This window comes from Streptomyces sp. NPDC057474, from assembly GCF_042802555.1.
Lineage (GTDB): Bacteria > Actinomycetota > Actinomycetes > Streptomycetales > Streptomycetaceae > Streptomyces.
In genome coordinates this window covers 47,594-57,732 of record NZ_JBHVDX010000035.1, presented here as the reverse complement: position 1 = coordinate 57,732, position 10,139 = coordinate 47,594, and the positions used below count along the sequence as shown (strand labels likewise).

At 69.0% G+C, this 10,139-nt stretch carries 13 protein-coding genes and 1 pseudogene; 10 read left to right on the top strand and 4 right to left on the bottom strand.

The features are described 5' to 3' along the window. Window positions 1-354: integrase core domain-containing protein (locus ACFU53_RS13335; protein WP_383990268.1), on the top strand; the 354-nt coding region annotated here is incomplete at its 5' end. Here ACFU53_RS13335 and ACFU53_RS13330 read toward each other — a convergent pair. Both ACFU53_RS13330 and ACFU53_RS13325 read right to left on the bottom strand, forming a co-directional pair. After that, a complete protein-coding gene (locus ACFU53_RS13330; RefSeq protein ID WP_383990265.1) occupies window positions 271-840 on the bottom strand; it encodes an SDR family oxidoreductase in 570 nt (189 codons plus the stop codon). The genes ACFU53_RS13335 and ACFU53_RS13330 overlap by 84 nt on opposite strands. Window positions 841-1,292: 452 nt before the next feature. After that, window positions 1,293-1,994, bottom strand: a complete 702-nt coding sequence (locus ACFU53_RS13325; RefSeq protein WP_383990262.1) for a 2-phosphosulfolactate phosphatase — start codon at window positions 1,992-1,994, stop codon at window positions 1,293-1,295. A 42-nt stretch (window positions 1,995-2,036) separates the two neighbouring features. On the opposite strand from ACFU53_RS13325, the gene ACFU53_RS13320 reads away from it, so the two are divergent. Further along, window positions 2,037-2,561, top strand: coding sequence for a TetR family transcriptional regulator C-terminal domain-containing protein (locus tag ACFU53_RS13320; RefSeq protein WP_383990259.1), 525 nt, complete (start codon window positions 2,037-2,039; stop codon window positions 2,559-2,561). 50 nt (window positions 2,562-2,611) lie between these two features. Here the strand turns inward: ACFU53_RS13320 and ACFU53_RS13315 are convergent, their stop codons facing one another. Next, complete coding sequence (locus ACFU53_RS13315) at window positions 2,612-2,926, bottom strand: hypothetical protein (RefSeq protein ID WP_383990256.1); 315 nt, start codon at window positions 2,924-2,926, stop codon at window positions 2,612-2,614. A 130-nt stretch (window positions 2,927-3,056) separates the two neighbouring features. Between ACFU53_RS13315 and ACFU53_RS13310 the strand changes: the two are divergent. From ACFU53_RS13310 to ACFU53_RS13280, 7 genes and pseudogenes are all read left to right on the top strand, one after another. Beyond that, a pseudogene (locus ACFU53_RS13310) lies at window positions 3,057-3,439 on the top strand (transposase); the annotation flags it as partial. A gap of 16 nt (window positions 3,440-3,455) precedes the next feature. Then, window positions 3,456-3,785, top strand: coding sequence for a glycoside hydrolase family 3 C-terminal domain-containing protein (locus ACFU53_RS13305; RefSeq protein WP_383990273.1), 330 nt, complete (start codon window positions 3,456-3,458; stop codon window positions 3,783-3,785). A gap of 76 nt (window positions 3,786-3,861) precedes the next feature. Beyond that, on the top strand, window positions 3,862-4,293 hold the full coding sequence (locus tag ACFU53_RS13300) for a hypothetical protein (RefSeq protein ID WP_383990253.1): 432 nt from the start codon (window positions 3,862-3,864) through the stop codon (window positions 4,291-4,293). Window positions 4,294-4,388: 95 nt separating this feature from the next. Further along, the gene (locus ACFU53_RS13295) at window positions 4,389-4,835 is read left to right on the top strand and encodes a hypothetical protein (protein WP_383990250.1); all 447 of its coding nucleotides are present in this window, start codon (window positions 4,389-4,391) and stop codon (window positions 4,833-4,835) included. A 3-nt stretch (window positions 4,836-4,838) separates the two neighbouring features. Further along, window positions 4,839-5,489, top strand: a complete 651-nt coding sequence (locus ACFU53_RS13290) for an FGGY family carbohydrate kinase (protein ID WP_383990247.1) — start codon at window positions 4,839-4,841, stop codon at window positions 5,487-5,489. A 3-nt stretch (window positions 5,490-5,492) separates the two neighbouring features. Then, window positions 5,493-5,762 (top strand): HAD family hydrolase, encoded by a 270-nt coding sequence (locus tag ACFU53_RS13285; RefSeq protein WP_383990270.1) that lies wholly within the window; start codon window positions 5,493-5,495, stop codon window positions 5,760-5,762. Window positions 5,763-6,081: 319 nt separating this feature from the next. Continuing rightward, window positions 6,082-8,133, top strand: a complete 2,052-nt coding sequence (locus tag ACFU53_RS13280) for a PA14 domain-containing protein (RefSeq protein WP_383990244.1) — start codon at window positions 6,082-6,084, stop codon at window positions 8,131-8,133. A 440-nt stretch (window positions 8,134-8,573) separates the two neighbouring features. Here ACFU53_RS13280 and ACFU53_RS13275 read toward each other — a convergent pair whose 3' ends face one another. Continuing rightward, window positions 8,574-9,521: a zinc-binding alcohol dehydrogenase family protein gene (locus ACFU53_RS13275; protein WP_383990241.1), complete on the bottom strand. Its 948-nt coding sequence runs from the start codon at window positions 9,519-9,521 to the stop codon at window positions 8,574-8,576. A gap of 104 nt (window positions 9,522-9,625) precedes the next feature. On the opposite strand from ACFU53_RS13275, the gene ACFU53_RS13270 reads away from it, so the two are divergent. Further along, a complete protein-coding gene (locus ACFU53_RS13270) occupies window positions 9,626-10,087 on the top strand; it encodes a MarR family winged helix-turn-helix transcriptional regulator (protein WP_383990238.1) in 462 nt (153 codons plus the stop codon). Window positions 10,088-10,139 lie beyond the last annotated feature (52 nt).

Here is a 10,139-nt window from a genome sequence, read left to right as displayed (position 1 = left end):
AAGAGCAACTACGCTCGCTGCAACAGCCCGGTGTTGCAACGACTGGTTGAACTCGCCGAGTACGCCTCACGGAGGTTCCGCCGGGCCTGCCGCCGACTGGGCGTTTTCCAGTCCATGGGCCGGGTCGGATCTTGTTTCGACAACGCCGTCAGCGAGGCGTTCAACAGCGTGCTGAAGGTCGAGTACGTCCACCGGCACACCTTCGCCACCCGCGCCGCGGCCCGGATCAGGATCGCGACCTGGATCACCGACTTCTACAACACCCGTCGGCTACACAGCGTGTGCCATTGGAAGAGCCCGATCGACTACGAACACGACTACTGGGCCAGCTTCACCGAGGAGCTGGCTGCATAGGAAGGTCTCCACAGTTCGAGGGGATTGACACAGGTCGTCCTCGAGCACGCTGCCGTCGGCACGGCGGCCGGCTACCACGATGGTGCTCACATGCACCACGCGGCACGCGTGCCCTGTCAGCTCCGCGAAGTCCAGCACGTTGGCCGTGCCTTGCACGTTCACGCCGAACAGCCGCTCACGATCACCAGCCAGCGCGATGTCACCGGCACAGTGCCACACCCCGCTGACCTCACGCGCCAGCTGCGCATAGACGGCAGGCGGCATGCCCAGCCACGGCTGGGTGATGTCACCGCCCACACAACGCAACCGGCGTCGTGCCGACTCATCAAGGCGCCCGTGCGCGCTCACCGCCTCCACAATGCGGGACTGAGCAGTGGCGAGGCTTCCCCGCCCGACAGCGACAAGGCGCTGGCCCCGGCCGGTGAGGAGGGCGTGCGCGAGGCGGGAACCCACGAAGCCGGTAGCCCCTGTGATGAGTACAGTCACCGCGCCAGGATGGACCACCAGCCACCCAAAGATCAAAACGCACAGTAATCACTCGAACACGGAGATGAAACCGCCCCGATCTTCCCTGCGCTTGACGTTTTCAAGGACGAGACGACCACCATGAGGAGGTCGCCCACACAGCCAACTGGAAGAGACTTTCCTGTCCGGTTGGCGGCTGCGGGAGAGACCCCGAACTACCCCCAGTACCGGGCCGTACAGACCCCGGTCGCGCGGGCGTTGCCACCGTTCACCTGCCCGACCGACGTTGCCCGCACCCCGAACGGCGACACCGTCCGGGACCTCGGCAGCGTGGCGCCTTCCCGGCCAACGGCCACGAGTCGGCGAGCGCCCGCGGGATGACCCGAGCTCAGCACCCCTCTCCACCCCCACCCCTGGCGGTCGGCGGCCCCATCGGACAAGCCGGCAGCCGCCGTTGCGGCTGACATCGCCTTTCAGATCGAGGCGTCGTCGGCCGGCGAAGGCACGGCGCACGGACGCAGGACCATGAGCGAGTCTTCCAAGGCCGCCACCATGGCAAAGGGAAACCGGTCGAGCTCAAGACAGAGTGCAAGGTCATAAGGATGAACTCCTTGACGCACACCCTCTGCCAGTTCGGCGGCGGCGCGCGACTCGACAGCGCGGCGAAGGAACTCAGCAGCATCCGTCCCAGCCTCGGTGGCTCTCCGAGCGATGTATTGAGCGCACGCCAGGTCTTCATCGGCCTGTCCATCGTCGCCAGTGACCACGAACGTGACACTGTCACTCTTGCGTGTCCGCAAGAGCCGAGCCGTTGCCTCCGCCACTACGAAGCTGGCGCACAGCACCAGCGACGCCTCCTTGACCGCAAGGGCGCCGACCGTCCCTGCTGTGGTCTTCTGCACAACGGTCCGTCCGCCAAGGTCAACGGACCGCAACAGGCCCGGCGAGTTGACCATGTCGAACCCAGGCGCGGGCGGCCCGTCCTTGAGCGCCACCCGATCCGGGTGGCGAGCCTTGATCGCCAGAGCGTCGTCCAGCGACTCAGCGAGAACGATCTTTTCCGCCCCCTGGGCAAAGGCCCAGGCAGCCACGGTGAAAGCACGCATGACGTCGACTACGACCGCCACGGACGGGGCCTTGACCAGCTCAGTGATGCCAACGAAACGAGCGTCCATTCCGATCATGATCGCGCACACCCGACCCGAAGCAGCCAGAGAGTGATCCACATCATATCGACGGTCTCCAAATGCAACACCTCCGGCTGCCTGCGTCGCAAAGGCGGTCCGCGACTGGCGCCTGCTCAATCACCACACGCGAGGCTGTCGAGTGCCTGCGCGTCCGAGGATTGCGGCAAGGAGCAGGGCGGCGAGAGCGATGACGGAGGCGCCGCGCCAGACGTCTTCGCCGGCGGCTGCTTCTTCGCCGCGGCGGCGCACGAGTTCGACGCCCGCCCCGGCCCCGTCCGCGATGCGCTCCGCAATGGCTTGCGGCGCGGCCTCCAGGTGGCGGCCGAACAACTACGCCTGGCTGTCCGCCTCGGGGAACTCGTCCCGGACACGGACATCGACCAACTCGTCTTCGAACTGCACGGCGCGATCCTCGAATCGAAACTCACCCGCCAGCTCCTCGGAGACCCCAAAGCCCGCGACCGCGCCCGCCGCGCCATTCGCGACCGCCTGGCTCGGGCCGCCAACACCCGGCGACCGACGGCCAACGCCCCGGAAATCCGCGTCAGTCGGTAGAGCTCGTACCGCCACGGAGTTCGTGCGGATCAGGGGGTAGGGCTTGTTACTTAACCTACGTCTGCGTTGTATGGCGGCGATGGTTGGTTCCAGACGGCGTCGAACCGGCTGATGATCTGGCGGAGTTCGCGTGCGCTTCGGGGTGAAATGGCCTGCATCACCGTGTCGAGGAGAGCGCGGGCTTCGAGAGGGTCGTCGCAGCAGTACCAGTGCACGTTGCCCCACTCGTAGTCGTGCCACAGCTCGCGCTCGGGACGGTGGACGTAGTCCTTCCACAAGCGCACGGCTGCGTGGACGTCCCCCGGCTGCAGATAATTGCGGGTGCGCTCGAGACGGAAGATCTCGGACAGTGCGCGTGCAGACAAGCCGTCGATGACCGGCTTTGCGTCTGATGTCCGGTGGCGGGAGATGCCGGCCCGGGGGTGCCCTGGCCGTCTACGCGGCATGGACCTTTCGGTTCGTCGTCATGCCGCACATGGTGCCAGATCTCGAACCATGTATCGAACGTATTCGCTCGGCTGGGGATTCGCCGGACGTGCAGGTGGCCTTCGCGATGAACTGTTCGAGCCGTCAGACGTCGCGTTGTGCGCGGACGGAGCGTGAAGTCCGCAGTGGGGCTGACACTGCTGCCGGAGCACCGCCGTGGGCACGGAGCAATGTATGACGGGCTCAATCACGGCCGGATCGACGCTGACAGCCTGCGGACGGTACTGGCCGGCCCTCCGCTCCCGCAGCTTCCTGACGGGCGACTGGTCCTGGCCGTGGATGTCTTGACGTGGCTGCGGCCGAACGCGCCGTGCTCGCCGGAGCGGCTGTTCTGCCACGTACACGGCCGCACGAAGAAGGCCTCGCAGCTCATCCTCGGTCGGCCGAGAAGTCCGGAATCGACCGGGTCTGGGCCGACCGGGTCCACCACCCCTCCTCGCCGCTGCACGCGATCCGCGCCGAAGCGCCCGCCGCCCACGTCGACTTCCACGACGGCCTCGACGTCGATGCCGCCGTCGAGGCCGCGCGCGGGACGCCGACCTGGTCGTCGTCATCGCTGAGGAATGGCGCGAGGGCCTCGACGCGCAGGACCTCACATTGCCCGACGGGCAGGAGTCGCTGATCGAAGCGGTAGCCGACGCCAACCCGTGCACGGTTGTCGTCGTGCAGTCCGGAGGCGCCCTCCGCATCCCCTGGACAGCGAAGATCCAGGCAGTCATCGCCGCGTTCTACCAATGAGGGCGCGGCGCGGAGATCGAGCAGCTCCCGCGGCCCGAGCAGAAGGACCCGGCCACGACCACGTCGAACCCCAAACATGGAACGCATCGGCGAGATCTTCGAAGTCTCGCACGACATCGAGGGCAGCGACGTCGGTTACCGCTGGTTCGAGCGAGAGCGGCTGACGCCCGGCCACCCCTTCGGATGGAACCTGTCGTACACGACGTTCGACTTCAGTGACCGGTCCGTCACGACGCACGAAAGTGATGTCCCAGTGGATATCACGGTCACCAACACCGGCGCCCGCGCGGGCGCCGCCATGGCGCAGGCGTACGTCAGCCGCAGCACTCACGACGGAAGCGACGCGGCCGACTTCGTGCCCCGCCTCGTGGCCTTCTCGCGGGTGCACCTCGAGCCCGGTGAACGGCGTTCGACGGACAGTGCCTCCCAGTTCGGCCTTCCGCTCGGAGCAGGCCGTCACAGGTCCGCCAAGCGGCCGTCGACAGCGGGTGTGAGTCGCCTGCTGTGAGCCCGAAAGCCGCCGGGGGTCCCGGGCGTGCCGACCGGCTACGTGGGACGATCGGCCCCAGGGGCGGTGTGGCTTCGACACGCGAGGAGACCGCATTGCGCGTTCTGTCCGTCGGTGATCGTTTCATCTCTGCCGGGTACTACGTCGACGCCCTGGCAGCGGTGTGTGGTCCTCGCTTCGGGCCGGTCCAAGCCGACTGGCCGGGAAACAAGGCGGAGCAGCACGACGCGCAGCAGACCATGGAGTGGCACGGGCCCGGGGCCATGGCAGCACTCGGCGAGATCGTGGTCTCGGTGGGCGATTCCGAGGTACCGGCCTTGCACTTCGCACCCGTGTCCTGGGAGGTGCTCCGGATCGCTCCGCAGCTACGGGCCGTCTGCGCGGCCCGGGCGGGACGGGAGAACGTCGGCATCGCCGCCGCGACCGCCCGCGGCGTGGCGGTCGTACCGGTGTCCGGCCGCAACGCCACGGCCGCCGTCGGACTCGCCGCTTCCAGCAGGTGCGCCGTGGCGGTCAATGCCCGCGAACCGAGGTGGGTGTGAGCGGTGGCGCGTGAACTGGTGCTCGGTGTCGACGCGGGACACACCGTGACCAAGGCCGTGCTGTTCGACGCCACCGGCCGAGCGGTGGCACGGGGAAGCGGCACACTTCCCCTGAGCACACCGCACCCCCGTTGGGTCGAGCGGGACATGGACGACGTGTGGCGGACAGCGCACCAGGCCATCGCCGACTGTCTCGCACAGGCGGGCCCAGGCGTGGGGCGGTCCGTCGCCGCGGTGGGGCTGGCCGGGCACGGCGACGGCCTCTACGCCATCGACGGGCGGGGTCGGCCGGTGCGGGCCGCCATCGTCGCGATGGACATGCGCGCCGAACCGGTGCTGGAGGAATGGCGGGGCACTCCGGTCTGGTCCCAGGCCCTTGAGTTGTCGGGCACTGTGCCCTTCGCGGGTTCCCCGGCCGCCCTGCTGGCCTGGCTCGCCCGCCACGAGCACCGGGTGCTTCAAGAGGCCCGTTGGCACCACCGCGCGATGTGGGGATGGTCGCAGCAGGTGGACTTCCTGCGCGGCGCGGAGGAGACGGCCTACCGGGAACTCACCGCCCCGGACGCCTGGATCCCCTACCCCGACACCGAACCGGTCCTGCGCGCCCTGCACGAACGCGGACTGCGCATCGCCATCGTCAGCGACTTCGCCTAGGACCTGCGCACCCACCTCACCCACCACGGGCTGGACGCCTTGATCGACACCTGCGTCATCTCCTACGAGCAGGGCCGCGAAAAGCCCGACCCGCAGCTCTTCCTCAAGGCCTGCGCCGACCTCGGCGCAGACCCCCGCGCCACCCTCATGGTCGGCGACAACCCCGTCCGCGACGGCGCCGCCGCCGCCTGCGGCCTGCGCACCTACATCCTGCCGGCGGAACACCGCACCGGAGAGCGCGGCCTGGCGGACGTACTGCGACTCGTGACCTGACAGCAAACAGTGGGGCCAAGCGCCTGCTCCGCCGGGCGGTCGACGTCGTCGAGCAGGCCGGGGCGCTCTTCCTCTGCGCGCACAGGCTGCCCCGGCCGGGCACGGCGGAACAGGGCGAGGCAAACCCGGGTGCGGCCATAGCCCTGCATCACCAGGCCCTCCCCCAGCAGCGACTGCTGTCGCCGCCCACCGAACCGACGGGCGTGAAAAAAGGTGAGGGGCGGGGCAACCCTGCCCCCGCCTCATGGGTCACACAGGCGTCACCTGTTTCACCTGTTTCACCTGTTTCCATGGTCCGGAAGGGGCCCCACTCTCTGTGATGACTCGTACTCGGCTGACCGCGCTGGCCGCGACAGCCGCCCTCGCCGCCACCGGCGGCCTGATCACCGCCGCCCCGGCCTCCGCGGCCGTCACCTGCACCTCTCCCGTCTGGAGGGCGCAGTACTTCGGCAACACCACCTTCAGCGGCACGCCGAAGCTGACCGCCTGCGACTCCGCCATCAGCGAGAACTACGGGTATGGCGACCCGACCGGCGTCACCCTGCCCAAGGACAACTTCTCCGTCCGCTGGTCCCTCACCCGGGACTTCGGCTCCGGCGGCCCCTTCCGGCTCTCCGCCGCCACGCAGGACGGCATGCGCGTCTACGTCGACGGCGTGCGGAAGATCGACCTGTGGAAGAACGTCTCCACCACAGCCCGCAAGACGGTCGACCTGACCATCCCGGCCGGCAAGCACACGATCCGCGTGGACTACGTCGCCTGGACCGGCCTCGCCCACGCCGGGTTCACCTACGCCCCGCGCACCGAGGCCGCAGTCGACACGGTCAAGCCGCTCGCCCCGACCGGTCTGACCGCCGCGTACAACCGGGACACCACGAAGACCACCCTGCGCTGGGCCGCGAACAAGGAGATGGACTTCGCCGGTTACCGCGTGTACCGCCGGCTGAGCACCACCCAATGGGCGAAGGTCAGCGGCTCGTCGTTGCTCACCTCACGGTCCTTCGTGGACGCGACGCCTGCCACGGGCCAGACCTTCCTGTACGAGGTCCGCGCCGTCGACAAGGCGGGCCGCGAGTCCGCCGGCAGCCTCGACGCCACCGCTGTGACCGTGGACCGCACGGGCCCGGCGGCGCCGACCGGTCTCACGGTCACCGGCGACGCGTGGTGGGCCACCCTGGCCTGGCAGGGGATCGCCGACGCCGCCAAGTACGAGGTGTACGCCGCCTCCGCGGCCACCGGCCCTTTCGAGCTGCTGGGCACGACGACCACGACGTCGTACCGCACCGACGCACCCGTGAACACCGCCCGGCACTACCGGGTCCGCGCCCTCGACGCCCTCGGCAACCCGTCGGCGTACGCCGCCGTCACCGGCGACGGCGTCGACCGGACGCCGCCGAAGTCCCCGACCTCTCTCGGCTCCGTCGTCCGCGTCGGCTACACCGACGTGTACTGGAAGCAGCCCGACGGCTTCTACGAGGACTTCTCCAACGGCGGGGCCTACCGCGTCTACCGCTCGCCCGGCAAGACCCTCGACCCGGCCGCGCTCACCCGCGTGACCTGCGCCGAGGAGAGCGACGAGACCAGCACCGGCGGCATCTGCCACGACCTGGACATGCCGGCGGGCACGTACGTGACGTACGCGGTCGCGGCGGTGGACCCGGCCGGCAACGAGTCGGCGCTGTCCGCCCCGCTCGTCGTCCGCACCGGCGACCACGTCGCGCCCGGCCCGGTCACCGGCGTGAAGGCCACCCCGCGCGCCGACGGCGTGCTGGTGAGCTGGACGGCCTCGACCGAGGACGACGTCGAGCGCTACGCGGCCTGGACCGGGGCCCGGCAGGCCGACGGCACGGTCAAGTGGCTCAGCTCCACCTCCTGCCACGAGGGTACGAGCGACCCGCTCGCGGTCCTCTGCGGCGACCTGCCGGACGGCGAGACATACGTGTACGCGGTCGTCGCCAGGGACCGCTGGGACAACGCGCTGCACCCGAGCGACCCGAAGGTCACGGTCGTCGAGGCCACCGAGCTGGACGTCCGGCCGTCCGTGACGGTCACCCGGGACTGGGACCTCGGCAGCATGGGCTACGGCACCGTGATCGGCGGGCCCGACCAGGACGGGCCGTCCATCGGCTGGGAGTGCGACAGGACGGCTGAGTGCGACACCGTCGCGGGCTTCCGGGTCAGCCGGTGGAGCGCGGCCACGAAGGCGTACGAGCCGCTGCACACCGGACTGCTGCCGAAGGAGACCCGCGCCTACACGGACACCACGGCTGCGCGAGGGACCACGCACTTCTACACGCTGGAGGCGGTGCGCGCCGACGGCAGCGTCGCGGGCACGCACGTGTGGAGCTGCGTCTTCCAGGACCGCGTCTAGCTATAGCTAGCTACTTGCCCTGAAAAGGGTTCGACCAGCTCAGAGCGATATCGGGGTCGGATCGTGGTGGCGTCTCCTGCGGGTGGGAACGGAGTCATCGGCTGACGACGGCCATGCGCTGCAGGTTGCAGGCGGAGATCCCGAGTCCGGTCCAGATTCTGCGCACCCGCCAGGTGGCGCAGGCGGGTGCGGCGGGCGGAGTCCGGAGGTGCGTTTGAGGTGACTGATGCGGGCGTCGCTACCGACTCTCCCATTGCGCATCCGTCGGAATGAGCGGCTGCGTTCGCCTGTGGGGCGCGGCAGGCTGGGCAGCGGCCAAGGCCGCTGCCCAGCGCTGATGAGGGGCATATGTGGTCGCTCCCGCGTCGGAGGCGATCCCTTCCCGTCCTGGTGGGGTTCCTCGCGGGAGCCGCCTCGTGGCCGGCGCTTTCTGCGTGTTGTCAGGCGATGCGGAGGATGCTCTTGCCATGGGTTGTGCCCTCGGCGAGGCGCTGCACGGCCACAGCCAGGTCCCCGAGGGCGTACTCGGTGGTGATGTCCACGCGGACCTCGCCGTCGGCGACGAGGCCGAGTGCGCGGCGGGCACTGTCGGCGAGCCGCCCGGGGTGGGTCTGGCTGAGCAGGTTGCTGTTGTAGGTCAGGAGCGACTTTCCGTCCATGAGAAGGTCGTTGGCGTTGGCGAGGACGGGTTCGTAGGTGGCGAGGTTGCCGTATGCCACCAGTCGGCCGTGTACTGCGAGCTGTTCGAGGCCGGCGGTGCGGGTCGAGCCGCCGACCGGGTCGAGGATGACATCGGGCTTCTCGTCGCCGAGCTTGGCCGGGAACTCTTCGCGGAGCAGGAGCTGGTCGTACCCGAACTGCGCGGCGTAGTCCGCCCTGTCGGCAGTGCCCACCACACCGACGATCCGGCCTGCTCCGGCGAGTCGGGCGAATTGGGCGGCGAGCGTGCCGACTGAGCCGGCGGCGGCGTGGATCAGCACGCTTTCGCCGGGCCGCACGTGCGCGGCGGTGTTGATCAGGTCATAGGCGGTCGGTGCGCCCCACCCGAGACCTGCGGCTGTCCTCAGCGGCATGCTGCCGATGCCAAACGTGAGCGTGGCGGGTGCCAGGGCCACCTCGGCGTAGGCGCCCGAGGTGGTCAGCGTGGTGACGGCCTCACCGACACGGCGTGCGTCGATACCCGCGCCTACCGCGACGATGTGCCCGGATGCCTCGAACCCAGGGACGAAGGGACGCCGTACGGCGAAGTGGCCGTCCCTGACCATGGTGTCGCCCCACTGGATCCCGGCGTAGGCCACACGGATCGCCACTTGGCCGGGGCCGGGGGTGGGCTCATCGAGTTCGGCGACCCGGTAGTGGTCATCGGTGTCGAGAACGACAGCCTTCATGGTTACAGCCCCCTGTGTTGACTCAGTATCCTTACAATCGAGAACGGTAGGTGTGTAAGGTTCCTGAGTCAACTCATGAACCTTCAATGGAGTGGGAGTGTGCGGTGGAAGCCCCGATCGAGAACGACCTCTGCACCCGGATCAGGCGGTCGGAGCAGGCGTTGATGGCCCACCACGAGGCAGTACTGCGTGCCTACGGGCTGACCATGACGCAGTACACCGTGCTGTTGATCCTCTCGCGCGAAGGCGGCATGTCCGGCGCCCAACTGGCCCGCTCCTGCGGGGTGACGCAGCAGAGCATGAGCAGCGTGCTGACCAATATGGAGAACAAGGAACTCATCCGCCGCGAGACGTCCCCGGTGCACGCCAAGGTGCAGATCGCCACCCTCACCGATGAGGGCCAGACGCTGCTGGACCGCGCCTACCAGGAGGTGATCATCCTTGAGCGCGCGCTCACCGACGCGTTCACGCCCTCCGAACACGCCGCACTCTGCGAACTGCTGGAACGCGCCACCACCGTCCTGATCCAGCAGACGCGCCACGCGTCAGCCCCGCCCGCCACCTGAGCCCGCGGGAGCCCCATGGCCGCGTACCCGCTCGGGAAGATTCGGTCACCCC

Coding starts and splice junctions, on each gene's coding strand:
- ACFU53_RS13325 (WP_383990262.1), bottom strand. CDS start 1,994: ATGGACGCTCGTTTCGTTGGCATCACTGAGCTGGTCAAGGCCCCGTCC.
- ACFU53_RS13300 (WP_383990253.1), top strand. CDS start 3,862: ATGGAACGCATCGGCGAGATCTTCGAAGTCTCGCACGACATCGAGGGC.
- ACFU53_RS13275 (WP_383990241.1), bottom strand. CDS start 9,521: ATGAAGGCTGTCGTTCTCGACACCGATGACCACTACCGGGTCGCCGAA.
- ACFU53_RS13280 (WP_383990244.1), top strand. CDS start 6,082: ATGACTCGTACTCGGCTGACCGCGCTGGCCGCGACAGCCGCCCTCGCC.